Source organism: Knoellia sp. B-D-2, assembly GCF_057714695.1.
The window spans coordinates 2,305,269-2,330,400 of the sequence record NZ_CM173189.1 but is presented as its reverse complement, the minus strand read 5'-3'; the positions used below and the strand labels follow the sequence as shown (position 1 = coordinate 2,330,400).

The following is a 25,132-nucleotide window of genomic DNA, read 5'->3' as shown; positions in this document are numbered from 1 at the left end:
AGCGACACCTTCAGTCGATCAGGCCGAATGCGATGGACAGCGGCGGGATGAGGAACCCGACGACGATGAGTGCGGCGAGCCCCAGGCCGAGGCCGCGGGCACGCGTCCGGGCCTTGGGGGTCGAGGTCCAGCCGAGGGTCTGCTGGGCGCTGAAGACACCGTGCATGAGGTGCATGAACAGCGCGACCATCGCCGCGACGTAGATGAGCGTCATCCACCAGACCTCGAAGCTCGCGACGACGAGCTGGTAGGGGTTCGCGGTGACGTCGATGCCCTGCTTGTCGGCGTTGGGCGAGACCTTGACGATCGTGAAGTGGATGAGGTGCCACACGATGAACAGGAGGAGGAAGACCCCGCCCCAGCGCATCCACTTCGTCGTCGCGGCCGTCTTCATCGCCGCGTACTTGGTGCGACGCGCACTGCCGGCGCGGCTCCAGAGGGCGAACGCGGCATACACGTGGCCAACGATCGAGAGGAGGAGGACGAGCCGCACGATCCACAGCAGCCCGCCGTACGGGAGCATCGGCTCACCGAAGGAGCGCAGGTGCTCGGCGTAGCCGTTGAACGACTCCTCGCCGGAGAGCGCCTTGAGGTTGCCGTACATGTGCAGCAGGAGATATCCGACAAAGACCAGGCCGGTCACTGCCATGAGCAGCTTGAGCGCGATCGTCGTGCTCCGCGCCGTCGTCGTGCGCGGGGAGAGCGTCGTCGTGGGCATGGACGAAAGGTACCCCGCCCGACACGCGCGGACCTGCTCAGGCCGACCTAACTCACGTGTGAGATACGCACGTTACCCACGCGTATGCCGCCCGCTCCCCTCCCACTCACCGCTCACGCGTCGAGGCGGGCCAGCTCGTCGACGCTGAGCTCGAGATCCGCCGCGGCCACCGAGTCGCTGATGGACTGTGGCCGCTTGGCGCCCGGGATCGGGATGACGACGCGGGACTGGGCGAGCTCCCAGGCGAGGGCGACCTGCTGCGGGCTCACGCCGCGAGCGGTGGCCACCTCGGCGAAGGCGGGGTGCTTTTCGGCGAGCTCCTTCGCGCCGCCGAGTCCTCCGAGCGGACTCCACGGGAGGAAGGCGAGGCCGAGCTCCTCGCAGACGTCGATCTCGGGGCGGCTGCTGCGGAAGGCGGGGCTGAACTGGTTCTGGACGCTCACGAGGGAGTCGCCGAGCGCGGCGTGGGCGGCCCGGATCTGCTCGGGGTTCGCGTTCGAGAGGCCGACCCGGCCGACCTTGCCGCTGTCGGCGATCTCCTTGAGCGTCCCGATGACCTCGTCGTACGGCACCTTCGGGTCGGGGCGGTGGTGCTGCCAGAGCGCGAGCTGCTCGACCCCGAGGCGCTCGAGGCTGGCGTCGACGGCGCGGCGCAGGTGGTCGGCCGAGCTGTCGAGGTCCCATCCGCCACCCTCGGTGCGCACGTGCCCGCCCTTAGTGGCGAGCAGGACGCGGTCGCGCACGCCGAGCTCGTCGAGGATCGAGGCGATGAGACGCTCGTTCTCGCCCTGGGCCCCGATCCCCTTCTCGTCGCCGGGGCCGTAGGCGTCGGCGGTGTCGAAGAGGGTGACGCCGGCGTCGAGCGCGGCGGTCACCGTGTCGAGGAGCTGCTGTCGCGGCTGGCTCCCGCTCTGGTCGAACGTCATCAGCCCCAGGCCGATGGCGCCGACCTGCGTGTCTCCGAGGGTGCGTGTCTGCATGGACCCAACCTCACGACCGCGGCGCCCCACGTCAAGTCGAGGGTGCCGGGCTCGACGACGGCACCTGAGGGGCCCGCCCGGTCGTCGCCCTTCACGGTTCGCGAACCCCACGATGGCTCGTGAACCTGATCGTTCCGGTTCACGAGCACCAACGCGGTTCGCGAACCGTGTCGTCATCGGCACGACCCCGTGGGCGGCGCGCCCCTTGACCGGTCCGGTCGGCCGGCGGGACAGTGGACGAGCGGGCCCCGGCGGGCGCATGGCCCGGGAGGGAGGCGTCGTGGGACGTTCCCGGCTGGTGACCGCCCTCTTGGCGGCCGCGTTGCTCGTGGGGTGCTCGAGCGGCGAGGATCGGGCCCCGTCGCCGTCGCCCATCGCCATGACGACCGCGGGGGGCGGGGTGCCGTTCCCGCCGGTCGGGCCGGCGGTGGACGAGCGGCTCGCCGCCACCCTGGGGGCGGAGGTCCGGCGCTGGGTGACCGAGGGCTACCTCCCCGGCCTGACCGTTGCCGTGGTCACCCGCGGACGAACGTGGTCCGGCGCAGCGGGGGTCGACGGGAAGGGCAGCCCGCTCCTCCCGACCTCGGGCCTGGCGATCGCCAGCATCACCAAGACCTTCGTCGCGGCCGAGGTGCTGACCCTGGCGCAGGAAGGGCTGGTCGACCTCGACGCCGCGGCCAGCACGTACGTCCGGAGTCCCCTGCTGAGCCGGGGCGTGACCGTGCGCCAGCTCCTCGAGATGCGCAGCGGCCTCCCACAGCAGCCGAACTGGGATGCCTACGCCGCGTCGACGACCAGGAGGTGGACGGCGGCCGAGGCGCTGGCCGTCGTTCCCACGGCGGTGGCAAAGCCCGGGCTGGACGGCGACTACAACAACGTCAACTACTGGGTGCTGGGGCTCGTCATCGAGGCGGCGCGGAAGGCGCCGCTCGAGGACGTGCTCGAGCGCGACCTCTTCGAGCCGGCCGGACTCGAGCGCCTCACCCTGCAGACCGATGCGGGGCTGCCTCCCCCGCTGGGGCAGCCGCTCGACGACGAACCCGCCATGCCGATGCCCGCGGAGAACGACGGCTACCTGCCCTTCCGCGCACTGGCGAGCGCGGCGGGCGCCGCGGGCGGAATCGCCGCCGACGCCCCCACCGTCGCGCGCTGGGGGTACGAGCTGTACGGCGGGCGGATCCTCGAGAAGGAGTCCCTCGAGGAGATGACCGACTTCGGTGACGACCTCTACGGCCTGGGGACGATGGACCTCAGCCAGCTGAGGTGGAACGTCGACGCCGTCGGGCACGCGGGCGAGATCCTCGGCTACCGGTCGGCGCTGGCCGTCTTCCCCGACTCGCAGCTCGCGGTCGCGATCCTCACGCCCAGCACCGCCGACCCGGGGGCCCTGGTGCAGTACCTCGTCAAGGCCGGCGGCCTCCTCACCGGCCCCTGACCCCACCCCCGACTTCTTGCGCTTTCCGGTCAACAGCGTCGGCGACCGGCCACCCACGTACTGACCGGAAAGCGCAAGAAGTCGGCCTCGGGGGTGCGGGGTGCGTCAGCGCTGGGCGGCGAGGGCCGCGTCGTAGAGCGCCTTCTTGGACAGGCCGGTCGCCGCGGAGACGTCGGCGCACACGTCCTTGAGCCGCTCGCCCTCCGCCACCCGGTCGAGGATCCCGGTGAGCTGGCTGTCGACGTCGCCCACGACGACGTCGGCACCGGCGACGACGACGGTGATCTCCCCCTTGACGCCGTCGTCCGCCCACGCGACGAGCTCGACGAGCGAGCCCCGACGCACCTCCTCGTACGTCTTCGTCAGCTCCCGGCACACCGCCGCCCGGCGGGTCCCGCCGAACACCTCCTCCATCGCGGCCAGCGACTTCGCGATCCGGTGCGGCGCCTCGAAGAACACCATCGTCCGGTGCTCCCGGGCAAGGCCCCGCAGCACCCGGATGCGCTCCCCGCCCTTGCGCGGCAGGAACCCCTCGAAGCAGAACCGGTCCACCGGCAGCCCCGACACCGCGAGCGCCATGAGGACTGCCGACGGGCCCGGGACGCACGTGACGCGGACGTCGATCCCGATCGCCGCGGACACGAGTCGGTACCCCGGGTCGGACACGGACGGCATACCCGCATCGGTGACGACGAGGACGCGCGCGCCCCCGCGAAGTCTCTCCACGAGGTCCGTCGTGCGGGCGGCCTCGTTGTGCTCGTGGTAGCTGACGACCGAACCGGTCGGGTTGACGTCGAGCGACTGGCAGAGCCGACGCAGCCGCCGGGTGTCCTCCGCCGCGATGACGTCGGCGGTGGCGAGCTCGTCGGCCAGACGGGGCGCCGCGTCGCGCGGGTCACCGATCGGTGTCGCCGCGAGGACGAGAACTCCCTCACCGGCGTCAGTCATGGCGCGATCCTCCCACGGCTCCCACACATCGGTGGTGCCTACGATGTGCCGGTGACCCGGACCGACGAGCTGCACGCCCGCCTGCTCGGGACCACTCCCACCGACCGCGTCTGGGGCTGGGTCGGGCCGCTGCTCGTCGCGGCGATCGGCGGGTTCCTCCGGTTCTGGAACCTCGGCCGGCCGGACTCGCTCTCCTTCGACGAGACCTACTACGTCAAGCAGGGCTGGTCGCTCGTCGAGCACGGCGTCGAGCTGCGCGTCGCGGGGACGAACGAGGACGCGGACAAGCTCTGGAACGCCGGCAACGTCAAGGTCTTCTCCGACCAGGGGGACATGGTCGTGCACCCGCCCGTCGGCAAGTGGCTCATCGGCGCCGGCGAATGGCTGTTCGGGCCGACGAACCCCTTCGGGTGGCGCTTCGCCGCCGCGGTGCTCGGCACCTTGTCGATCCTCGTCCTCGGCCGGGTCGCCCGGCGGATGTTCGGCTCGACGGCCCTGGGGTGCATCGCCGCCCTGCTGCTCGCCGTCGAGGGCACCCACTTCGCCCTGTCCCGCACCGGCATCCTCGACATGGTCGTCTCGTTCTTCGCCCTCGCCGGGTTCGCCGCGCTCGTCGTCGACCGCGACCGGGCCCGCGAGCGCCTGGCACGCCTGGTCGGGAGCCAGCCTGCCGGTACACCCCTGACCCGAGGGCCGTGGCTCGGCGTGCGGCCATGGCGCTGGCTCGCCGGTCTCTCGCTCGGCCTGGGCGTGTCGACGAAGTGGTCGGGGCTGTTCTTCCTCGCGGTCTTCGGACTCATGACGGTCTTCTGGGACATGGGTGCGCGCCGCGCCGTGGGCGTCCGTTCGTGGGTGCGCGAGGGCCTGTTCAAGGACGGGCCGTATGCCGCGGTGCAGCTCGTCGTGACCTCCGCCGTCGTCTACGTGCTGTCGTGGTCGGGCTGGTTCGCGTCGAGCAACGGCTACCACCGCAGGTGGGACACCTTCCACCCCGGCGAGGGCATCCAGTGGCTGCCGGCGGCGCTGCGCAACTGGGTGAAGTACCACCAGGACATGTGGCAGTTCAACACCACGCTGTCGACGCCGCACTCGTACTCGTCCAACCCGTGGGGCTGGATGATCCAGGCCCGGCCGACGTCGTTCTTCTACAAGGGGGACGACCTCGTCCAGGGCGGGTGCGACGTGGGCTCGTGCTCCCAGGCGGTCCACACCATCGGCACGGTCTCCATCTGGTGGGCGGGGATCGTCGCCCTGCTCGTCTGCGCCTTCTTCTGGGCGGTGCGCCGTGACTGGCGCGCGGGGGCCGCCCTCGCCGGGGTCGTCGCCGGCTACGCGCCGTGGTTCCTCTACCAGCACCGCACCATCTACGCGTTCTACACGGTGGCGTTCGTGCCCTACGTCGTGCTCGCCGTGACGTTCTGCCTCGGGCTGGTGCTCGGCGGCCGCGCCGTGAGCCGCGAGCGGCGGCTGGCCGGGGTGCTCGTCGTCAGCGCCTACCTGCTCGTCACGATCGGGCTGTTCGCGTGGTTCTACCCCCTCTACAGCGGGGAGGTCGTCCCGTACGAGCACTGGCGCCGGCTCATGTGGTTCCCCTCCTGGATCTGAGCCCGCTCACCGCTCGGCCACGCCTCCCCCGGTGTCGGTGCCGCGGCATACGGTGACGTCGTGTTCTTCTTCCCGGGCGAGGACCGCCCCGTCATCAGCCCGCACGACCTGCGCACCGCGTCGGAGTGCGAGTTCTCGCTGATCCGGGACCTCGACGGGCACCTCGGACGAGTGGTCCGAGCCGACGACGAGAGCTCGCCGATGATGGAACGCATCATCGAGCTCGGCAACGCCCACGAGAACGCCGAGCGCATCCGCCTCGGCCGGCTCCACCCCGGGCGCGTGCGTGACCTCACCCGTGGCCCGCACTCCCGCGAGGGCTACACGGCCGCGATGCAGCAGACCCTCGAGGCGCTCGACTCGGACGCCGTGGTCCTGTGCCAGGCGACCTTCTTCGACGGCGACGTCCTCGGATACGCCGACTTCCTCGAGCGCACCGACGCGGGATGGCTGGTCAGCGACACCAAGCTCGCGCGGTCCGCGAACGTCCCCGCCCTGCTCCAGATCGCCGCGTATGCCGCCCAGCTCCAGGACCGTGGTGTCCCCACCGCGCCGTGGGCGCGGCTCGTCCTCGGCAACGAGGACCGTCGCGACTTCCCGCTGGCCGACATCGTGCCGGTCTACCGGTCCCGGCTCGCCCGGCTGCAGCGGATCATCGGCGAGCACCTGCGCGACGACGGTCCCGGCGCGTGGGGCGACGACCGGTGGATCACTTGTGGGCGCTGCGACGTGTGCGAGGCCGAGGTGGCCGCCCACCGCGACCTCACCCTCGTCGCGGGGGTCCGCCCGAGCACGCGCAAGCACCTCGTCGGCGCCGGGATCAGGACGATCGACGACCTGGCCGCCTCGACCGGGTCGGTGGACGGCATCCAGGAGGCCCGGCTCGAGCGGCTGCGCGCCCAGGCCCGCCTCCAGCTCACCCAGCTCGACGACGTGGACGCGCCCGTCGTCTACGAGGTGTTCGACGAGGCGCCCATCCGGCGGCTGCCCGTGCCCAGCACCGGTGACCTGTTCTTCGACTTCGAGGGCGACCCCCTGTGGGCCGAGCGGGGGTCGAAGGACTGGGGCCTCGAGTACCTCTTCGGCGTCGTCGAGGTGGACTCCGGCCCCGACGTCTTCCGCGCGTTCTGGGCGCACGACCGGGAGGAGGAGAAGCAGGCCCTCATCGACTTCGTGGCCTACGTGCAGGAACGACGGCGTCGGTGGCCGGGGCTGCACATCTACCACTACGCGCCCTACGAGACGGCCGCGCTCAAGCGGCTCGCCTCCCGCCACGGCGTGTGCGAGGACGACGTCGACCAGTTCCTGCGCGACGAGGTCTTCGTCGACCTCTACGCGACGGTCCGCGGGGCGATCCGGGTCTCGCAGCGGTCGTACTCGATCAAGAAGCTCGAGCCCCTCTACATGGAGGCCCGCACCGCGGACCTGCAGAAGGGGGACGACTCGATCGTCGAGTACCACCGGTTCATGATGGCGCGGCTCGAGGAGCGCTGCGACGCGGCCCGGGACATCCTCGGCGGCATCGCCGAGTACAACAAGGACGACTGCATCTCCACCCGGCTGCTCCGGGACTGGCTCGTGAGCCGGGTCCCACACGGCGGGGTCGGCGAGGTCGTCGAGGCGCTCGCGCCGCGACCGCTGAGCGACGAGCGCGAGGCCGCGCTGCGGCTGGAGGCGGAGCTGCGGGCCCTCGTCGAGGGCGTCACGCTCGACCAGCGCACCCCCGAGGACCACGCCGTGGCCCTCGTCGCCGCGTCGGTGCTCTTCCACGCGCGCGAGGACAAGCCGTTCTGGTGGGAGCACTACGAGCGGATCAAGCACCCCGTCCAGAACTGGATGCGCTCCGCGGGCGTCGCCATCGTCGAGGGCCAGCCGGAGCTGCTCGCGCCCTGGCACAAGCCGACGCCCCGCAGCGGCATGAAGCGGATCTACACGGTGCGCGTCGACCCGGCCGGCGGGACGATGCTCGACGTCGGCGGCAAGGTGGCGGCGCTCTACCCCGCCCCGCCGAGCTTCCCTGCACCGGCCGACCACCTGCCGGGCAACGCCCACGCGAGGAGCCCCGGCACGGTGGAGATCATCGAGGCCGAGGAGGAGATCACCGACCGCGGTCGCGTCTTCCAGCGCCTGACGATCCTTGAGAACGCCCCCGCCAAGGCGGAGATCGACGACTTCCCGGTGGCGTTCGTGCCGGGCGGCACGGTCGGAACGAGGAACATCGACGAGGCCCTGCACGAGCTGGCCCGCGAGGTGCTCGAGACGCACCCGACCCTTCCCCGACGCGCCGGCATCGACGTCCTGCGGCGCACCCCGCCACGGCTGCGCACGGGTGCGCCGCTTCCCGCCCCGGGCTCGGGGGACGCCCGCTTCATCGAGGCCATCACCGCCGCCCTCACCGACATGGACGACTCCTACGTCGCCGTCCAGGGTCCGCCCGGGACCGGCAAGACCCACGTCGGGGCGAGGGTGATCGCCCGGCTGGTCCGCCTCGGCTGGAAGGTCGGGATCTGCTCGCAGGGCCACGCAGCCGTCGAGAACATCCTCGACGCGGTCGTGCGCGCCGGGGTCCCGGGCACGCAGGTCGCCAAGGCCCCCAAGTACGCCGACGCCCCCGACTGGACCGCCCTCGACAAGGCCGACGACCTCGCGCCGTTCATCGCCGAGCGGGCGGAGGCCGGACTCGGCGTCGTCGTCGGCGGTACCGCCTGGGACCTCACCAACACCGGCCGCATCGAGCGCGGGTCGCTCGACCTCGTTGTCATCGACGAGGCGGGGCAGTTCTCGCTCGGCAAGACCCTCGCGGTGTCGATGGCGGGTCGGCGCCTGTTGCTCCTCGGCGACCCGGCTCAGCTCCCCCAGGTGTCGCAGGGCACCCACGCCGAGCCGATCGACCACTCAGCGCTCGGCTGGCTCGCCGGCCACGGCGACCTCCTGCCGCCCGAGCTCGGGTACTTCCTCGAGACGACGTGGCGGATGCACCCGCGCCTCACCGAGGCGGTGTCCCAGTTGTCGTATGCCGGCCAGCTCACCTCCGAGGAGCACGTCACCGCCGTGCGCACCCTCGAGGGGGTGGAGCCCGGGGTCCACGAGGTGCTCGTCGAGCACCGCGACAACAAGAACTTCTCCCCCGAGGAGGCCGACGTCGTCGTCGGCCTCGTCACCGATCTGCTCGGCCGCACCTGGACCGCCGGCGACGAGGCCGGCGCCGAGGGTGGGCGCCCGCTGACCCAGCAGGACTTCTGCGTCATCACGCCGTACAACAGCCAGGTCGGCATGCTCAAGGTGCGCCTGCGGGCCGCCGGCCTCGACGAGGTGGCGGTCGGCACGGTCGACAAGTTCCAGGGCCAGGAGGCCCCGGTCGCGATCCTGTCGATGGCAGCGTCCGCCCCGGGGGACGTGTCGCGCGGGATGGGCTTCCTGCTCAACCGCAACCGGGTCAACGTGGCGATCTCCCGGGGCAAGCACGCGGCCTACGTCGTCCGGTCCGCCGTGCTCACCGACTTCTCCCCGCGCAGTCCGGACGAGCTCATCGCCCTCGGCGCGTTCCTCGGGCTGTGCAGGCTCGCTGGCACGGCCTGACCACGGCCTGGTCAGGCCGTGGTCACCGCACGACCTTGACGTTGAAGGCGGGCGTCCCGAGGGCCCCCATGAGACGCAGCCAGAGGGGGAGGAACATCTCGGTGCCGCGCGCGGTCGTGATGTCGCCCAGGTCGATGACATCGGTGTGGCCGAAGCTCTCGAGGAGGTCGACGACCACGGCCTTCGCCGTGGGGTCGTCGCCCGACACGAAGACCGACGATTCCTGGCCGAGGCTCTTCGGGTCGACCATGAGGAGGGCGTTGAGGGTGTTGAGCGTCTTGACGACCCGCGCCTCGGGGAAGGCCTGCTGGATCTGTTCGCCGAGCGAGTCACTGTCCTTGACGAGCAGGGTGGGTGGGAAGCCCGCGCTGAAGTCGAGCGGGTTCGAGATGTCGATGACCACCTTGCCGGCGAGGTGGTCGGCACCGGCCTGCCCGAGGGCCTCGAGCGCCACGGCGCCGTTCGTCGCGTTGACGACGACCTCGGAGCGAGCAGCCGCCTCGGGCAGCGTCGTCAGCTCGACCGACGGGTGGGAGTCCAGCCAGGTGCTGAACGGCGGGTTGCCCATGCCGTCGGGCTCGCGGCGAGCCCGGGTGGCCTCCGGGTCGCGGGTCCCGACGACGACGTCGTGACCGAGGTGGACGAGCCGGTGGGCGAGGGACTGGCCGACCATGCCGGTGCCGAGGACTGCGATGTTCATGGGTGCTCCCTGGGTGACGATGACCGAGTAGACAGATCTGTCTACCTCTGGCCGCGATCCTAGCAGACAGATCTGTCTACCCACAAGGTATGCTGACGGACAGCCATCTCCCACCGGAGGAAACGATGCCCCGACCCACCTCGACGCCGGAGGTCCCGCGCAGCAGCGCGGCCCGCGACCGCATCCTCGAGGCAGCCTTCGCGCTCTTCTACGCCCGCGGCATCAGGGCCGTCGGGGTGGACCTCATCATCGCCGAGTCCGGCGTGGCCAAGGCGACCTTCTACAGGCACTTCCCTGCCAAGGACGACCTCGTGGTGGCCTACCTCGACAAGGTCGACGGAGTGTGGACCGGGCAGCTCCGGGCTGCCGCAGAGGCGGCCGGCCCCGACCCGGCTGCGCAGCTCGTCGGGCTCTTCGACGCCCTCGGGACCGCGTGCCGCCGCGAGGGGTACCGGGGGTGCGCGTTCATCAACGCGGCCGCGGAGTCGCAGCCGGGCACGGCGGTCCACGACCGCACCGTGGCCCACAAGGCTGCCGTCATGGCGTGGATGAGCGGCCTGGCGGAGCAGGCCGGAGCTCCCGACGCCGGCTCCCTCGCCCGCTCGCTCGCCCTCCTCCTCGACGGTGGCCTGGCCAGCGGAGCGCTCGACGCGAGCCCGGACGCCCCCGAGGCCGCCAAGGTATCGGCGCGTGTCCTCGTCGGATCCACGGTGAAACCCCGGGGTCGCCGCGCGGCGCTACGCTCCTGAGATGAGCCGGATCTTCACGACCAGCGTCGCGTCCGTCTACCCGCACTACGTCACCAAGGCGGAGCGCAAGGGCCGGACCAAGGCCGAGGTCGACGAGGTCATCACGTGGCTGACCGGCTACGACCAGAAGGCCCTCGACGCCCACCTCGCCGGCCGGACGACCTTCGAGGACTTCTTCGCCCGGGCCGAGCTCAACCCGAACGTCTCCCTCATCACCGGGACGGTCTGCGGCATCCGCGTCGAGGAGGTCGAGGACCCCTTGATGCAGCAGATCCGCTGGCTCGACAAGCTCGTCGACGAGCTCGCCAAGGGCAGGCCGATGTCCAAGATCCTCAGGTCTGCGGTCCCGAGCGCGTGACGTCGTCCTCGGCCGACTCCGGCCGGGCGTCGAACCCGACGTCGATCTGCTGGTAGCCCTTGAACCGTCCGATGCGGGCCTGCTGCGTGTAGGCGCGGCGGTCGCCGTCGGTGAGGTCGACGTTGTCGGTGAAGGGGGTGAGCAGGGCGCGCGGCCAGAGCCGGGCGTGGCGGACGACGTCCGCCTCGGCGGACAGCACGATGCCCATGGCGGCGATGTGGAAGAACGCGAACAGGCCTATGACGATGGCGAAGATGCCGTTCGACGACGAGCTCTCGGTGGCCCGCTCGACGAGCCCGACCCCGAAGTACTGCACCAACTGCCACGTCGCCGCCGCTCCGAGCGCGCCGAGGGCCACGTCCTTGAGCCCCACGTCCCGAGCCACGGCACGACGCATGGCGAGGGCGAAGACCAGGGCCGTGACGGCATACTGCGCGATGTTGAGCAGCACACGGGTCGTCGCCGGGTACGAGATGAGGCCCGTGGTCGCGACGACGGACAGGCCCGTCGTGGCCGCCACGAAGAGCAGCACGTTGAGGAGCAGCACGAAGCTGCGGGCCCGGGCCTTGAAGGGGTTGGGGCGGGAGTTGCGCGGGATTCCCCACGCCGTGTTCATCGCGTACTGGAACGCCTGACCGATGCCCAGGCCTCCGTAGAGCGCGACCACGCCACTGGCGACGATCCCGATGGTGCTCCCCTGGAGCGTCCCCGGGTCGCCGAGCTGGGCACCGAGCACCGGGATCTCGGAGAGCGTGGACTCCAGCAGCCGCTCCTGGAGGTCAGGGCGGCTCTGGAGCACCGCTCCGAGGACGGTCGTGAAGAGCAGCAGCAACGGGAAGAACGACAGGAAGGCGTAGTAGGCGATGAGCGCGACGAGGTAGCCCGCCTGGTCGTCGAAGAACTTGTAGACGACGGCGAGCGGGAACCCGAGGACCGTGTGCTTCCGCTGGAAGCGGTCTACGTGCTCGGCGATACCCACTCGCGCATCACATCACGGCGGTGGCACCACCGGGGTCAAGCGCCCTCAGGCGCCGTGGTCCCCGTCGGGAGTCTGGGTGGATCCTCGTCTCGTGCCCTCGGGGTCCGCGGTGCGCTCGTCCGACTCCTCGAGGATGAGGCGAGCCTGCTCCTCGGGGTCGTCGCTGCCCACGGCACGCTCCTCCGGAAGGAGCTCGGCACGCGCGTGGACGCGGCTGTCGTCAGGGCCCTGGCTCATGTTCCGACCGTACCCCTCGATGGGCGCCGATCCCCTCCGCTCGGTGTGGACAGAGGCCCAGGGGGACACGGCGCCTGACACGCGTGTCACCGGGGATCGCGGTCAGGCAGCAAGCGTCCTCAGGACGGCGCCGAGGTCGGGTTCGTTGCGGCGGTTGTAGGGCAGCCTGGACAGGAGCATGCCCATGGCGCAGCTGTTGGTGAGCGCGGCGCCGGTGAGGCCTGCGCCGATGCCGGCCGAGATCCACTTGGCCCACGGCGCAACGGTGCCGGCCAGAACGCCAGCGAGGACGACGCTGCCGGCCACGAGGCGGACCTGGCGTTCGAGCTCCCACGTCTCGGAACCGCGGGTCACGGGGCCGCCAGCGGCCTCCCATGCGGTGACGCCGCCCGTGAGGACATGCACGTTGTCGAGCCCGGTGACCCCGAGAAGCGACTCGGCCTGGCCCGCGCGGGCACCCGAGCGGCATACGAGGACGACCTCGTCGCCGAGGTGGGTCCGCAGCTCGGTTCGATGCTCCCGCAGCAGATCGAGGGGCACGTTGCAGGAACCCGGGATGTGGGCGGTGGTGAACTCGGCCGGGCTGCGGACGTCGAGCAGTCGTGGACCTCCAGGAGAGGTGAGCCACTCCTGAACGGCGTGGGCGTCGAGCCCGGTGGGACGGCGGGGCGCACCGGCCTCTGCCGGCTATTCGGTCACGGTGGTGGAGTTCATGGTGTCCTTTCGTGTCCCACTGCCGGGCACCTCAGAAGAGGGTGGGCAGGGCGCGAGCAGCGGTGTAGAGGGCAACACCGACGAGCAGCACGGCGAAGGCGCGCGTGAGGATCGTGGGGTGGAGCCGGGAGGTGAGTCGGCCGCCGACGAGACTGCCGACCACGGCGGCCGCCGTGAAGGCCGCGATGAGGGGCCAGTCGAGATCCGTTCCGACGGTGGTGATGCGTGCCATGAGAGCGGTGGCGCTGTTCACGGCGATGACGAGCAGGGAGGTGCCGACTGCGACAGGCATCGGGAACGACAGCGCCAGGACGAGGGCCGGCACGAGGACGAATCCGCCACCCACGCCGAAGAAACCGGTGAGCAGCCCCACGGCGGTGGCGGTCACGACGACCTTGGCGAGCCGGGGGCAGGCGCAGGTGAGGGGGTGGAGGGTGAGGATGGGTTCGGACGTCGGATCCGCCGCCTCGGGCCCCACGTCGCGGCGGAAGGACCGGCGCAGCATGAGGGTCGCGACGACGAGCATGAGGCCGGCGAAGGCGCTGAGCAACACCTGCGGCGCGACCCGCGACGCCATGAGCGACCCGATCAGCGAGCCCCCCGTCCCCAGCGCCCCGAACATCAGCCCCTGTCCGACGCGGACCCGGTGCGCCCGGGCGTGCGGGAAAAGGGCGATGAGCGAGGTGACGCCGACGATGAGCAGCGAGCTGGTCGTTGCCGTGCGGGGTTCCTGCCCCAGGACGTAGACGAGCGCGGGGACGGTGAGGATCGAGCCGCCGCCGCCCAGTGCGCCCAGCGCGAGGCCGATGACCAGCCCGAGCGGGATGACGAGTGGCGACACGAGGTGTCAGGAACGGCCGAAGAAGCGCGCGAAGGCCGAACCGTTGCCGGCTGCGCTCTTCTCGGCGTCGCTGTGCCCGGGGCAGCGCTCACCTCGGGGGACGTTGGCCATGACCTGGTCGACGTGCTGGCCGCAGCCGGCCCAGGTGGTCTTGCCGCAGACCTTGCAGTTGGCGGGACGACACATGAGGGTTCTCCTTCGGGGTGGGACGTGTGTGGGGTCGGACTGGGGTGCGTGGGGTCGGACAGGTCAGGCGGCGGTTGCGGTGAGGGGAAGGCCGGAGGAGGCCGCGCTCTCGTCGTAGCTGTCGTCGACGGCCACCACGGGGACGTGGTGGGAGGCGAGGACGGAGGCCGCGATCGAGGCACGGTACCCGCCGGCGCAGTGGACCCAGACCTCGCCGGACGGCACCTCGGACACCCGGGAGAGGAGCTCGTGGAGGGGGATGTTGACCGCGCCCTCGATGTGGCCGCCGTCGTACTCCATCGCGCGGCGCACGTCGAGCACGGCCACCCGGCGGTGGTGGCGCACCTGCGCCAGGTCGGCGAACACGGCGCGCTCGAAGTGCCCCAGCGTGCCTTCGGTCCACTCCTCGGGGCCACCGGTCGCGGCGCCCGCTAGGTCGTCGATGCCGATGCGGACGAGCTCGCGCTGCGCCTCGGCGACCTGCTCGGGCGAGTCGCCGAGCAGGGTGAGGGGAGTCCCCCAGGGGATGAGCCAGCCGAGGTAGGTCGCGAACTGCCCGTCGAGACCGAAGTTCAGGGTGCCCGTGACGTGCCCAGCGGCGAAGGCGGTGCGGCTGCGCAGGTCGACGACCCACTCACCGGCGGCGATGCGCGCTGCGAGGGTGTCCTTGTCGGCGGACTCAGGAGGGGCGAGGTCGGGCGCTCCCGGGCCGGCGCTGTTGGCCGGCCCCATGTGGGCGTAGTACGCGGGGTAGGCGTCCAGACCGGCGAGGGTGTCGGCGACCCAGCGCTCCTCGTCCTGGGTGAGGGCGGGGTTCTGACGCTTCTCTTCACCGATCGTCGACGCCGTCGTGTCGCCGGTGGAGCCGGCCGAGCAGAACGAGCCGAAACCGTGGGTCGGCAGCACGTGGGCCTGCTCCGGCAGCTCCTGCGCCAGGCGCTGTGCGGACGCGAACTGGTGGTGCACGAGGTCGTGCGTGTGCTCGTGACCCAGGAGGTCCGGACGACCGGTGGACCCGAAGAGCAGGGACCCGCCGGTGAAGACACCGACGGCCTCGAAGTCCGATCCGGGGGCCTCCGCTGCCTCCAGGGCGAAGGACAGGTGGGTGTAGGTGTGGCCCGGCGTGGCGATGGCCCGCAGGCGCATCGTCGCGGACGCCTCGACGACGTCGCCGTCGTGGATGGGCGTGCGCTCGAAGGAGACGTCATCGGCGGCGTTGACGTGGTACGCCGCACCGGTCGCCTGCGCCAGGGCGAGCCCGCCGGTGACGTAGTCGTTGTGGATGTGCGTTTCGAAGACGTGGATGATTCGGACGCAGGCCTCGTCGGCGAGCGTCAGGATGCGGTCGATGTCGCGCTGCGGGTCGATGACGAAGGCCACGGCACCGTCGTGTGCGAGGTAGGAACGGTCACCGAGGGTGGGGGTTTCGATGGGGATGATCACCGGGGTCGAGCTCATGGCGCGAGGTCCTTCCGTGGGGGTGGTGGGCAGGGGTGCCGCCCACGACGGAGCTGGCGTCGAAGCCGGACAGGACGAGGAAGTCCGACCTGGAACCGGAGCGGTTCCCGCTGTCGGCGAGCGCCTCGACAACTGCTCGAGGGTGGCCTCGGACACCTGGGACTCCTGCTGGTGGGCATACCCGTTGGGGTATCCGCCGACGGCTACGCTAGTACCCCCCCGGGTATCACTGTCAAATCGGGAACCGACTTGGAGGTATACCCCCATGGGTATACGATGCGAGGGAAGGAGAGCATCGAGCAGGCAGTCCTGCTCGACACCCCAGTAGGTATGGACCCACCCTCGTCCCGCAAGGAGATCCCATGAGCACCCAGACCCTGACCAGCCAGAACTTCGAGGCCACCGCCACCGCGGGCGGTATCGTCCTCGTCGACTTCTGGGCGTCCTGGTGCGGCCCGTGCCGCCAGTTCGCACCGGTCTTCGAGGCTGCGTCCGTGAAGCACCCCGACATCGTGTTCGGGAAGGTCGACACCGAGGCGGAGCAGGCGCTCGCCGGGGCCGCGCAGATCACGTCCATCCCGACGCTCATGGCCTTCCGCGACGGCATCCTCGTGTTCAGCCAGCCCGGTGCGCTGCCCGCCGCCGACCTCGAGCAGGTCATCGAGGGTGTGCGCGCACTCGACGTGGACGACATTCGCGCGAAGATGGCCGCGGAGAAGCAGACCGTCTGACCCGTCGTCCCCATCGACAGGACCCCCAGACCGCCGAACCGCTCACCGCCCGCCCCACCGCCGACCACGAAGGAGCCCGTCATGGGTTACGCCCTGAGCACCACCGTTCACCGGCCGTTCGCCGAGGCGCTCGACGCCACCCGGTCGGCGCTGTCCGACCAGGGGTTCGGTGTCCTCACCGAGATCGACATCTCCGCGACCCTCAAGGAGAAGCTCGACGCCGACATCGCCCCCCAAGTCATCCTCGGTGCCTGCCGGCCGCCGTTGGCCCACGCGGCCCTCGAGGCAGAGCCCTCCATCGGCCTCCTGCTGCCCTGCAACGTCGTCGTGCGTGAGGTCGAGGACGGAACCCTCATCGAGGCCTTGGACCCCGAGGTCATGGTCACCCTCACCGGCAACGAGAACCTCTCAGCAGTCGCCGCCGACGCGCGGGGGCGACTCACGGCAGCCCTGGCCGCGCTGACCACCTGACCCATCCCCATCCCCAAGGAGCACCCATGGTCACCCTCAACACCGACGACATGACGCCGGTCGTCAACCGACTGCGCCGCGCGCAGGGTCAGCTGGGCGGGGTCATCCGCCTCATCGAGGAGGGCCGCGACTGCAAGGACGTCGTCACCCAGCTCGCCGCCGTCAACCGCGCCCTCGACCGCGCCGGGTTCGCGATCGTCTCCTCCGCGCTGCGTGAGTGCCTCACGTCCCCGGACGGCATCAACGAGGAGGACCACGCCGCGATGGAGAAGCTCTTCCTCACCCTCGCGTGACCTCGTCACGACGACTGGAGGCCGGGGACTGATCAGCCCCTCTCGCGCGCCGGCGAGTCGAGGGAGTGCAGCAGGGTGTGCTGCACCTTGCTCAGCTGGGTGCTCCACGCCTGGAGCGGTGCCAACGAACGCTCCAAGATCTCCAGCTGGTCGTCCAGAACCTCCAGCTCTGCCGTGATGGCCTGGATGGTCAGCCGCTTGGCATGGACCTCCTTGAGGACGATCTCGAGCTCGGCGCCGATCTGCGGCGCCGACTCGACTGCCTCGCGCAGGGATTCGAGCATGTGGGTGGCCGACGAGAGGACCGACTCGGGGACGACGGCCTGCGCGCCTGCCCCTCCCGCCTGGGCCACCTGCCGCACCAGCATCCGCGTGCTGCTCAGGAACCGATCCGTCGCCGAGTGCACGAGGCCTTGGTGCTCCTGCCGCGGCCCGCTGCGGGACCCCTCGGCCTCCACACCGTCGTCCTGGTCCATGCTCCCATTGTCGTCCTCGGGGCCGCCGCCGGTGACGCGTTGGCGCATGAGGGTTCCTTCTGTGTGCGCCGGACCACGATCCGAGGCGCAAAGAGAAACCCCGCCCCACCCGGCGGATGCGGGTCGGACGGGGTTCCCGTCGGGTGGAGCTGCGGGGAATCGAACCCCGGACCTTCTCATTGCGAAGGCCTTCCGGCATCGGACCGCTGTCGACCGCACGCTCCCGGCGGTGCCCGCAGCGGGGGTCTCGATGCTGCCGCTGCAAGGTCGGGGGTGCGCCGGGGGTACACGGCTCGCAACTGCCTCGGGCACGCGAAGCCACCGATTCGACAGCGGAGCAGGCAGCTCGGCGGAGTGGCTGGGTCAAGGGGGGCCGTAGGCCATCACGCAGTGACGCGGCAGCGCCCTTGACGCAGACCGGAGTCGAGCGGACGGTGGAGCGTCGGGTCGGCGGCTCTTGGTGAGTGATCCGGTTGGTTGACATCGACCGATTGGCCCGGGCCTCGGCTGCCGCCGCGCCCGGAACGGCCGCCAGGCCGCATGCCCGGCACGGCGGCGGGCCGCTGGCCCGCGCGCCCGAGGCGCGCCTCGAACCAGTAAGGAAAGTTCTCACCGCCGCGCCATTCGAGATGCGGCAAGACTGGCGTATGGACAACTCGTAGCTCGCTTACCCGAGTGGACGATCCGTCCTGTCATGCCGATGGTCGGACGTTTGCCCCGGCGGCCAATCGAGCCGTCAAGACATGCGCGGCTCAGCGCTCGATCCCGGGCAATTCTCGACCCCTCGACTTATCGCGTCGCGGCTTGGAGGTCGCGCGTAGGCACCGCGTGCCTACCAACAGGCAAACGAATACCTGGGACCGGTGGCTGAGCGTGGCGCCCGCGAGACGGGGGAACAGGACCCTGTCACCAGGCGCAGCCGTCCGAAGGTGCCGCAGCGAGGTCGTCGTCGTGCTTCGAATCGCGCCCGCCGTAAGCGTTGGTTCTCGGCCCTACCATCGGTTGCATGCCCTCGGTCGACCCCGATGATGACTCCATTCGGAGATGGGTCGTGCGCCAATACAAGTACGACCCCGATCGACGAGAGCGCCGGCATGTCACTTTGGGCGCTTTCGACAGCGAACGCGAGTTCAAGGCTGCGTTCGACCGCGCACAGCAGGAGTTGTTGGCGGCCCGAGAAGACGACGGTGGCGATCGGCGCGAGTACATCTCCGGCACTCGGCTAGACCCTGGCGACCGCGCGCGCGCCCGGGTTGGCCGCTTCGTGAGACGCTCCATGGAGCATGGCGTCGACCCATGGGCATCGGTGACCGAGGAGGAACTTCCTCACAACATCGCGAGGTACACGGCCACCTCGCCACATCAGCACCTGATCGCATCGCTGCAGCGGCTCAAGCGATGGTCTCGTCGCCCACGGCAAGGCCGTTAGCCCAACCCATGGTCAATAGACCGGGCAGCAGGAGAGGCCATCAACGGGCCGCTCAGCCTGATGTGACGTCCTACATTGCCGCGGATAGCGCTCCCGGATCGGAGCTGCGTCATCGCCGCGGCCCGCTGGGACGCTGGGTCCGGTGGTTACGCCTCAACATCCATGCCGACAGTGCCAGGGCGGCAAGCCCGAGCAGGAGTAGCCCGCCAGAGCCACCACTTCTGCAGGATGAGGCGGCGGCATCAGCAGAGTCGACGCAAGTGCCGGACCGGCTCGCAAGGGCAGCGACGACCAGGATGACCGAGGCGGCCAAGGCGATCCACCACAAAACGAGTCTGGTCATGCGGACATCCTCCCCCTGCCGCATATCTGAAGCGTTGAGGCCAGCAGTCACTTCGGAGGAATGTCGTCATCGGCTGGGCTCACCTCGACGGTCTGCCCGGTCGATTGGTCAACAACGGTGCGCGTGCCGAGTGGCGCTTTCAGGGTGACTACGACGCCATCGGCACAGTCGTCGGCGTTACGACCCAACCAACGTCCGCTCGTGACTTGCACACGCACCTCGGTGTCCGACTCCACCACTTCGGCCGTGGGGTTCTCGTTGCATGACGCGACGTTGAGCTCCAGGCGCGTGGACTCGGCGTCGCCGTAGGCCGCGAAGACAGATCGACTCCGGCCGTCGCAGCCCGTCGAGGCGAGGAGCACGCAAGCCCCAACGGCTATCGCCCCCGCCGTCCGTTGAAGTCCCACGTTCTGACGGTAGCGACCCACACGACAGAACGGCTCCGCTCACCGTTTCAAACGTCCGGAAATGCCGCGAGCAGCGAGGGTTGTGCCACTGGACACCCATCTGCGTTCTAGTCATACTTGTGACCATGACGAGCATTCCACTGGCCGACGCCAAGGCCCACCTATCCGACGTCGTCAGCCGAGTCAGCAAGCACCACGAGCGGGTCACCGTCACCGTGCACGGCCAGCCCTCGGCCGTCCTGCTCTCCCCTGATGACCTGGCCATGCTCGAAGAGACCATTGCTGTCCTGGGCGATCAGGACCTCATGATGCAGCTTGCCGCCGCCGAGGCCGACCTGGCCGCCGGCCGGGTCGAGACCCAAGAGGACCTCGAGGCGGCGATGCGTTCACGCCGGACCTCAGCGTGAGCGATCCGCGCTACCAGCTGCAGATCGTCTCCTCGGCGCGCAGGCACCTCACCGAAGACCTCCCCGAAGCCATTGCCACCGCCGCGTTCGAGTTCATCATCGGCCCATTGCTCGACAACCCGCACCGCGTCGGCAAACAGCTCCGCCCACCTCTGGCAGACCGGCACAGTGCGCGACGAGGCACCTATCGCATCCTGTACCGCATCGACGATCAGGCCCGGACGGTGACTGTCCTCGCCATCGGCCACCGCAGGGACATCTACAACGCCTGAGCATCCGGAGCGGCCTTCCTCATCTGCCGCACGTGGCGCGATATTCGTGCTCGCTGATCGCCTCAGCGCGGGGCTGGAGTCGATGGTGGGAAGCCCGGGGTGGCCGGCTGGGTGAGTACGGGACGGCCGCTGACGGCATCCACGATCGGTCGGGTGCCGACCGGCCGAGTCGTGCGTACCTCGACTCGCTGTAGCACGAGACTGGCGTTGCAGGACGTTCCGGCCTCGGGTGGTGACACGGAGCCACCGACCACGATCACTTCTGGGAACTCGCTGACAAGCCCCTGCGCGCCCTTGTCACATGCACCGATGCCGATGTCGAAGGCTATGGAGTCGCCGCGGCTTGATGCGAGCTGCATCGCGGACACGATCCCATTGCCGGGGTTGGGGCCTGACGGCTCCACCGGCAGGGACGTTGTCGCTGAGGGGGCAACGGCGACCTGTAGTAGCGGCTGTGGCAGTCCGTCGACGGTGAACGACCACGCGGGCACCTCGGCCGGGCCTCTTGACGTCTCGATCGAGGCGGTGGACAGCCGTGCCTGGGTGATGGTCAGCCAGTGGCAACTGGGCGGATGACCATCTGTGGGGCAGTCACCAGACCGCCGGGGCAGTTGGCCGTAGGCCGCCTTCGCGCCCACGAGCGGAACCGAGAGGGACGTGCCGTCCGCGAACTGAATGACCCCGCGCCCGCCCAAATCGGGCAGGGGAGCCGAGGTGCGGATCCAGCCGTTGCCATAGGAGGCCTTGAGAACCTCGTTGGGGCTCCAGTTCGGCTCCACGACGAGGTCTTGTAGGGGGACGAAGCCCTTGGTCCAAGCCGCGGTGATCCCGCGCTCCTGCCAAGCCGCTGCCACCTCCGTCGCCCGGTCTTGGAACGCACCTTCGCTCACAGTGCCGGTCGTCGAACGTTGCGTCGTACCGCAACCCGCGAGGAGGAGTCCGCACGCGACCAAGACCAGTAGCCGGCTTGTCACATTCATGCGACGCTCCGTGCCCCGCAAAGGTTCCGGCTAGTCGCGATCGGCGCAGACCAAAGTCGAGCGGATGCCCGGGGCCGTCGGTCACTGCACCGACGACGAGGGCCGTCCCTCAGGGCGGGTCTCCTCGACGATGGGCTCCTCTGCTGCCACGGGTGATACGGGGTCCACGTGGCCCGGGCCACGATCCCGCTCGGGTTGCCCGCTGATCCCATACCGCTCAGTGTCGCAGCGCGGCAAAGGCGTTTCTGCGAACATCCTCAACTGCCGCGTTCTGCGGGCGTGCCGATGTCCGGTTGCCATGGGGGCTGTTCAGCGAGGGGCGGAGACCTCACGCTTCCGGCGGTCGCCGATCTGCATAACTTGAGGTCTGAATCTTCCACCCGTGGGAGGGTCGGCATACGTCTTCCTGAGTGAACCTGAGCTGCAGGGCCGACGGAGGGAGTGACGTGCCTGACCGTGAGGCCTTCGACTCCTACGTGCGCGACCGCTGGGAGCCGCTGCTCCGCACGGCTGCGCTGCTCACCGGCGACGCCGCTGCCGCCGAGGACCTCGTGCAGGAGTCGCTCGTGCGGGCGGCCCGGCACTGGCACCGCGTCGACCCGGGCGCCGTCGACAGCTACGTGCGACGCGTCATGTACACCCGCTCGATCGACGCTTGGCGGTGGCGTCGCCGCCAGCCCGACCCCGTTGACACATCGCGCCACGACCTGGTCCGCGCCGATGGGACCGACGAATTGGTGACCCGGCTGACCTTGGTCGACGCCCTGTCGCGGCTGACCCCTCGACAGCGGGCTGTGCTGGTGGCCCGGTTCTACGAGGACCGCACGGAGGTCGACACTGCCCGGGTGCTCGGCTGCTCGGTGAGCACGGTGAAGTCGCAGACCCGGCATGCGCTTGCGCGACTGCGCGTTCTCGCACCGGAGCTCACCCCGACGTTCGGCCGTGAGGAGGCCCCGCGATGAGTCCATCCACCGACGAGCTCACCCGCCTGCTGCCCGGTGCTGCCCACGACATCGTCGAGCGTGGCACCGTGCGGGAACCCGACGCTCCAATGCTGTGGAGGCGAGGGCGCCGGGTCACCTGGGCCGGTCGCGCCGCGGCCGCCCTGATCGTGGCTGTTGTGACGGTGATCGTGGCCACAGGCGGGCTGCTGCTCAGCGGCCTGCCCGTGGCCACACCCGCGCAGGGCGGTGCCCCGACCTATCCGGAGGTCGTTTCGGACTTGTTCGTCCAGGACCGGAAGGCCGTGAGCGGTGAGATCTTCGGGTTGGTCGCGGCAACCCCGTCGGACTCACAGCCTGACGACACCCTGGTGATCGAGCGTCAGGGGAGCCTGGCAACTCTCAGGACTCCTGCTTCGTCCAGGGGCGAGCACCTCAGGCTGTCCAGCGGGGCCGCGCTGTCCCTGGCACCGGACGGCAGACGCGCCTGGACCAGTGAGGGCATCCTCGACCTCGACGACGGGTTCATGACCCAACCTCTGGCCGGGTCCCTCGCGAGCATTGGGGTTCCCGGCGTGTGGAGCCCCGACTCCGAGCACGTCCTGATCGACACCGGGGACGGTCCGGCCGTCCTGAACAGGTACGCCGACATCGTGCTCAGCCCCGCCCCCGGTGACGAGGAGGTTCGGCCGGCTGGCTGGGGCGACGCCAGTAGCGTGCTTGCGGTGCGACCCTCTGTTGACGGCCGGCTCGACATCGTGACCCGGGGGCTCACGGACCCGACGTGGCAGACCGTGGCCCGGGTGGCGATTGTTGCTGTGGACGGGGTTGGCGCGCCGTCACGGTTGTTCGCCCCCCCGGATGGTTCGCGTCTGCTTCTCATCTGGGCGGACGGGTCAGTTCCGGAGCGCAGCGTCCTTGTCGACGCCCGGACCGGGAGCGAGGTGCCGCTGGCCGGCCAGACCTCGGCCACCACGGTGGCCTGGGACACGTGTGACCCGGTGTGGCAGGCCGGGCAGCCCCTGCTGGCCTACAGCGGCCTTCGACGGCCGGCCACCGGCGAGAGCGTCTTGACCTTCTCGGGGCACCGCCAACACGGCTGCGTCAGCGTTGCTGGGAACGAGCTGACCGGGGCTCCAGCAACGGGTGCGGCCGGCGCTTGGCAGGAACGTGCTTGGCAGCTGTGGCTGGCGGCGCTGCCCTATGGCGGCGCATTGGCCCTCGTCGGGCTGGTGTGGATGGTCCTGGCCCTGCGTCGCAGTCGACGGCACGGTGAGCGCTTCCTCCCGATGGTTCTCGGGAACCTCTTCTGAGGCGCAGAGGCCGACCCATTTCCCCTAGAGGGATGAGTACGACATCGGTCGGTGGCCTATCGGCGCCAGCGGCGCACCAACCGGCAGCATCAGCCGAGATCGCATGGCCACTTCGCCAAAACCCCGCGAGAGCACCCGCCCTGATTCTCCCCTACCAGAACAACGTCCTCATTTGCCGCTGATAGTCGATGCCGGTCTTGTACGCCACTACGAGCTCAAGTCGGGATTGGATTGAAGCGCCCCGGGTTCCTTGCCGCATTCTTGTGAGTTGGAAGGATGCGAACCATGCCGAAGAAGATCGATCCCAAGGTCAAGGAGCGCTGTGTGCGTCTCGTGCTTGACCACCTGCAGGAGTACCCGACCCTGACGGCGGCCGCGGAGGCTGTGGCTCGTCGTGAAGGTGTGGGGAAGGAGTCGGTGCGTCGCTGGGTGATCCAGGCCCAGGTCGATGGTGGACAGCGCCAGGGCGCGACCAGCCAGGAGCTGGCAGAGATCAAGGACCTCAAGGCCAAGGTGCGACGGCTGGAGGAAGACAACGAGATCCTCCGTCGGGCCTCGATTTTCTTCGCGGGGGAACTCGACCCCCGCGGCCGCTGATCGTCGCGTTCGTGGACGAGATGCGCACCGAGGGCTACGCGGTCGAGTCGACTTGCCGGGTACTGCGTGAGCAGGGCTGCCAGGTCGCCGCGCGGACCTACCGACTCTGGCATCAACCGCGGGTGCCGGCTGATCGTGTCGTCAGCGACGCCGTCGTGCAGGGCCGGGTTCGGGAGCTGGCGTGGGCCGTCGATGAGCACGGTTGTCGGCGGCTCACCCCTGAGGGTCTGTACGGGCGGCGGAAGATGACAGCGCTCGTGCGCCGCCACCTGCCCCAGGCATCGCCGGGATCGGTGGACCGGGCGATGAAAGCGTTGGGGCTGAGCGGGGTTCGCCGTTCCAAGGGCATCCGAACCACGATCCCGGCCAAGGACGGCAAGCGGGCCGGTGACCTGCTCAACCGCGACTTCACCGCTGCCGCCCCGAACCGGACCTGGGTCATGGATTTCACCTACTGCCGCACCTGGGCCGGGTTCGCCTACGTCGCGTTCGTCGTCGACGTGTTCGCCCAGAGGATCCTCGCCTGGCACGCGGCCACCATCCGCGACGCCGACCTCGTCCTGACCCCGCTGCAGATGGCGATCTGGGCGCGCGGTCGCGAGGGACACCCGATCGTGCCCGGCGAGCTGATCGGACACTCCGACGCCGGCCGGCAATACACCGCCATCCGGTACACCGAGCACCTCGAGCTCGAAGGCGGCAAACCCTCGATCGGGTCCGTCGGCGACGCGTATGACAACGCCCTCATGGAGTGCGTGATCGGCCTGTACAAGACCGAGTGCATCCGCACCACTGTCTTCCACGCCGGCCCGTACCGCACCATCGCCGACGTCGAGTACGCCACCGCCGGCTGGGTCGACTGGTACAACAACAGGCGCCTGCACAGTAGCCTCGGCTACACGGCCCCGGCCGAGCACGAAGCCGCCCACTACGCGACCCTCACCCGAGAGCCGCAACCCGTATGAGAGCGGCAGAGAACCTGGGG

General features: G+C 70.1%; 27 protein-coding genes. 14 read left to right on the top strand and 13 right to left on the bottom strand.

What is annotated here, in order from left to right:
* Positions 1–10 precede the first annotated feature (10 nt).
* Positions 11–718 (bottom strand): succinate dehydrogenase cytochrome b subunit, encoded by a 708-nt coding sequence (locus AC3EU2_RS11125; protein ID WP_488176362.1) that lies wholly within the window; start codon positions 716–718, stop codon positions 11–13.
* 113 nt (positions 719–831) lie between these two features.
* Positions 832–1,698: an aldo/keto reductase gene (locus AC3EU2_RS11120; RefSeq protein ID WP_488176361.1), complete on the bottom strand. Its 867-nt coding sequence runs from the start codon at positions 1,696–1,698 to the stop codon at positions 832–834.
* A gap of 280 nt (positions 1,699–1,978) precedes the next feature.
* Between AC3EU2_RS11120 and AC3EU2_RS11115 the strand changes: the two genes are divergently transcribed.
* On the top strand, positions 1,979–3,133 hold the full coding sequence (locus tag AC3EU2_RS11115) for a serine hydrolase domain-containing protein (protein WP_488176360.1): 1,155 nt from the start codon (positions 1,979–1,981) through the stop codon (positions 3,131–3,133).
* Between the two features lie 105 nt (positions 3,134–3,238).
* Here the strand turns inward: AC3EU2_RS11115 and rsmI are convergent, their stop codons facing one another.
* Complete coding sequence (gene rsmI, locus AC3EU2_RS11110) at positions 3,239–4,081, bottom strand: 16S rRNA (cytidine(1402)-2'-O)-methyltransferase (protein ID WP_488176359.1); 843 nt, start codon at positions 4,079–4,081, stop codon at positions 3,239–3,241.
* A gap of 51 nt (positions 4,082–4,132) precedes the next feature.
* Between rsmI and AC3EU2_RS11105 the strand changes: the two genes are divergently transcribed.
* Both AC3EU2_RS11105 and AC3EU2_RS11100 read left to right on the top strand, forming a co-directional pair.
* Positions 4,133–5,686 carry a dolichyl-phosphate-mannose--protein mannosyltransferase gene (locus AC3EU2_RS11105; RefSeq protein ID WP_488176358.1) on the top strand — a complete coding sequence of 518 codons (1,554 nt, stop codon included), beginning with the start codon at positions 4,133–4,135 and terminating at the stop codon, positions 5,684–5,686.
* 60 nt (positions 5,687–5,746) lie between these two features.
* Positions 5,747–9,265 carry a TM0106 family RecB-like putative nuclease gene (locus AC3EU2_RS11100; RefSeq protein ID WP_488176357.1) on the top strand — a complete coding sequence of 1,173 codons (3,519 nt, stop codon included), beginning with the start codon at positions 5,747–5,749 and terminating at the stop codon, positions 9,263–9,265.
* A 22-nt stretch (positions 9,266–9,287) separates the two neighbouring features.
* Here AC3EU2_RS11100 and AC3EU2_RS11095 read toward each other — a convergent pair whose 3' ends face one another.
* Positions 9,288–9,965, bottom strand: a complete 678-nt coding sequence (locus AC3EU2_RS11095; protein ID WP_488176356.1) for an NADPH-dependent F420 reductase — start codon at positions 9,963–9,965, stop codon at positions 9,288–9,290.
* Positions 9,966–10,090: 125 nt separating this feature from the next.
* On the opposite strand from AC3EU2_RS11095, the gene AC3EU2_RS11090 reads away from it, so the two are divergent.
* A complete protein-coding gene (locus AC3EU2_RS11090) occupies positions 10,091–10,714 on the top strand; it encodes a TetR/AcrR family transcriptional regulator (RefSeq protein WP_488176355.1) in 624 nt (207 codons plus the stop codon).
* A gap of 1 nt (position 10,715) precedes the next feature.
* Positions 10,716–11,072 carry a DUF2200 domain-containing protein gene (locus AC3EU2_RS11085; RefSeq protein ID WP_488176354.1) on the top strand — a complete coding sequence of 119 codons (357 nt, stop codon included), beginning with the start codon at positions 10,716–10,718 and terminating at the stop codon, positions 11,070–11,072.
* On the opposite strand, the gene AC3EU2_RS11080 is transcribed toward AC3EU2_RS11085, so the two are convergent.
* From AC3EU2_RS11080 to AC3EU2_RS11055, 6 genes are all read right to left on the bottom strand, one after another.
* A complete protein-coding gene (locus tag AC3EU2_RS11080; protein WP_488176353.1) occupies positions 11,047–12,051 on the bottom strand; it encodes a YihY/virulence factor BrkB family protein in 1,005 nt (334 codons plus the stop codon). The genes AC3EU2_RS11085 and AC3EU2_RS11080 overlap by 26 nt on opposite strands.
* 45 nt (positions 12,052–12,096) lie before the next feature.
* Positions 12,097–12,288 carry a hypothetical protein gene (locus tag AC3EU2_RS11075; protein WP_488176352.1) on the bottom strand — a complete coding sequence of 64 codons (192 nt, stop codon included), beginning with the start codon at positions 12,286–12,288 and terminating at the stop codon, positions 12,097–12,099.
* A 102-nt stretch (positions 12,289–12,390) separates the two neighbouring features.
* Positions 12,391–12,888 carry a rhodanese-like domain-containing protein gene (locus AC3EU2_RS11070; protein WP_488179477.1) on the bottom strand — a complete coding sequence of 166 codons (498 nt, stop codon included), beginning with the start codon at positions 12,886–12,888 and terminating at the stop codon, positions 12,391–12,393.
* A 145-nt stretch (positions 12,889–13,033) separates the two neighbouring features.
* Entirely contained in the window at positions 13,034–13,843 is an 810-nt protein-coding gene (locus tag AC3EU2_RS11065; RefSeq protein ID WP_488176351.1) for a sulfite exporter TauE/SafE family protein, read from the bottom strand.
* Positions 13,844–13,849: 6 nt separating this feature from the next.
* The gene (locus AC3EU2_RS11060) at positions 13,850–14,029 is read right to left on the bottom strand and encodes a hypothetical protein (protein ID WP_488176350.1); all 180 of its coding nucleotides are present in this window, start codon (positions 14,027–14,029) and stop codon (positions 13,850–13,852) included.
* 63 nt (positions 14,030–14,092) lie between these two features.
* Positions 14,093–15,487: a rhodanese-like domain-containing protein gene (locus AC3EU2_RS11055; protein ID WP_488176349.1), complete on the bottom strand. Its 1,395-nt coding sequence runs from the start codon at positions 15,485–15,487 to the stop codon at positions 14,093–14,095.
* Between the two features lie 362 nt (positions 15,488–15,849).
* On the opposite strand from AC3EU2_RS11055, the gene trxA reads away from it, so the two are divergent.
* The 3 genes from trxA to AC3EU2_RS11040 all read left to right on the top strand — a co-directional run bounded on the left by trxA (position 15,850) and on the right by AC3EU2_RS11040 (position 16,982).
* A complete protein-coding gene (gene trxA / locus AC3EU2_RS11050) occupies positions 15,850–16,218 on the top strand; it encodes a thioredoxin (protein WP_488176348.1) in 369 nt (122 codons plus the stop codon).
* Positions 16,219–16,299: 81 nt separating this feature from the next.
* The gene (locus tag AC3EU2_RS11045) at positions 16,300–16,689 is read left to right on the top strand and encodes a DUF302 domain-containing protein (protein WP_488176347.1); all 390 of its coding nucleotides are present in this window, start codon (positions 16,300–16,302) and stop codon (positions 16,687–16,689) included.
* Between the two features lie 26 nt (positions 16,690–16,715).
* A complete protein-coding gene (locus AC3EU2_RS11040; protein ID WP_488176346.1) occupies positions 16,716–16,982 on the top strand; it encodes a metal-sensitive transcriptional regulator in 267 nt (88 codons plus the stop codon).
* A 32-nt stretch (positions 16,983–17,014) separates the two neighbouring features.
* Here the strand turns inward: AC3EU2_RS11040 and AC3EU2_RS11035 are convergent, their stop codons facing one another.
* The gene (locus AC3EU2_RS11035) at positions 17,015–17,458 is read right to left on the bottom strand and encodes a hypothetical protein (protein WP_488176345.1); all 444 of its coding nucleotides are present in this window, start codon (positions 17,456–17,458) and stop codon (positions 17,015–17,017) included.
* Positions 17,459–18,464: 1,006 nt separating this feature from the next.
* Here AC3EU2_RS11035 and AC3EU2_RS11030 point away from each other — a divergent pair.
* Positions 18,465–18,887, top strand: a complete 423-nt coding sequence (locus tag AC3EU2_RS11030; protein ID WP_488176344.1) for a hypothetical protein — start codon at positions 18,465–18,467, stop codon at positions 18,885–18,887.
* Between the two features lie 390 nt (positions 18,888–19,277).
* On the opposite strand, the gene AC3EU2_RS11025 is transcribed toward AC3EU2_RS11030, so the two are convergent.
* Positions 19,278–19,592 (bottom strand): hypothetical protein, encoded by a 315-nt coding sequence (locus tag AC3EU2_RS11025; RefSeq protein WP_488176343.1) that lies wholly within the window; start codon positions 19,590–19,592, stop codon positions 19,278–19,280.
* 170 nt (positions 19,593–19,762) lie between these two features.
* Here AC3EU2_RS11025 and AC3EU2_RS11020 point away from each other — a divergent pair, with 170 nt between their 5' ends.
* Both AC3EU2_RS11020 and AC3EU2_RS11015 read left to right on the top strand, forming a co-directional pair.
* Positions 19,763–20,044, top strand: coding sequence for a type II toxin-antitoxin system Phd/YefM family antitoxin (locus AC3EU2_RS11020; RefSeq protein ID WP_488176342.1), 282 nt, complete (start codon positions 19,763–19,765; stop codon positions 20,042–20,044).
* Positions 20,041–20,316, top strand: coding sequence for a type II toxin-antitoxin system RelE family toxin (locus AC3EU2_RS11015; RefSeq protein WP_488176341.1), 276 nt, complete (start codon positions 20,041–20,043; stop codon positions 20,314–20,316). Before AC3EU2_RS11020 ends, AC3EU2_RS11015 begins: the two co-directional genes overlap by 4 nt.
* A 62-nt stretch (positions 20,317–20,378) precedes the next feature.
* Here the strand turns inward: AC3EU2_RS11015 and AC3EU2_RS11010 are convergent, their stop codons facing one another.
* Complete coding sequence (locus AC3EU2_RS11010) at positions 20,379–21,296, bottom strand: hypothetical protein (RefSeq protein WP_488176339.1); 918 nt, start codon at positions 21,294–21,296, stop codon at positions 20,379–20,381.
* A gap of 446 nt (positions 21,297–21,742) precedes the next feature.
* Between AC3EU2_RS11010 and AC3EU2_RS11005 the strand changes: the two genes are divergently transcribed.
* From AC3EU2_RS11005 to AC3EU2_RS10995, 3 genes are all read left to right on the top strand, one after another.
* The gene (locus AC3EU2_RS11005; RefSeq protein ID WP_488176338.1) at positions 21,743–22,258 is read left to right on the top strand and encodes a SigE family RNA polymerase sigma factor; all 516 of its coding nucleotides are present in this window, start codon (positions 21,743–21,745) and stop codon (positions 22,256–22,258) included.
* Complete coding sequence (locus AC3EU2_RS11000; RefSeq protein WP_488176337.1) at positions 22,255–23,550, top strand: hypothetical protein; 1,296 nt, start codon at positions 22,255–22,257, stop codon at positions 23,548–23,550. The genes AC3EU2_RS11005 and AC3EU2_RS11000 overlap by 4 nt, the downstream gene beginning before the upstream one ends.
* Before the next feature lie 285 nt (positions 23,551–23,835).
* Positions 23,836–25,112, top strand: a protein-coding gene (locus AC3EU2_RS10995; RefSeq protein ID WP_488176336.1) for an IS3 family transposase whose coding sequence is annotated in 2 segments (ribosomal slippage) — positions 23,836–24,109 and positions 24,109–25,112 — 1,278 coding nt in all. Because the reading frame shifts where the segments join, the coding sequence is not laid out codon by codon here.
* Positions 25,113–25,132 lie beyond the last annotated feature (20 nt).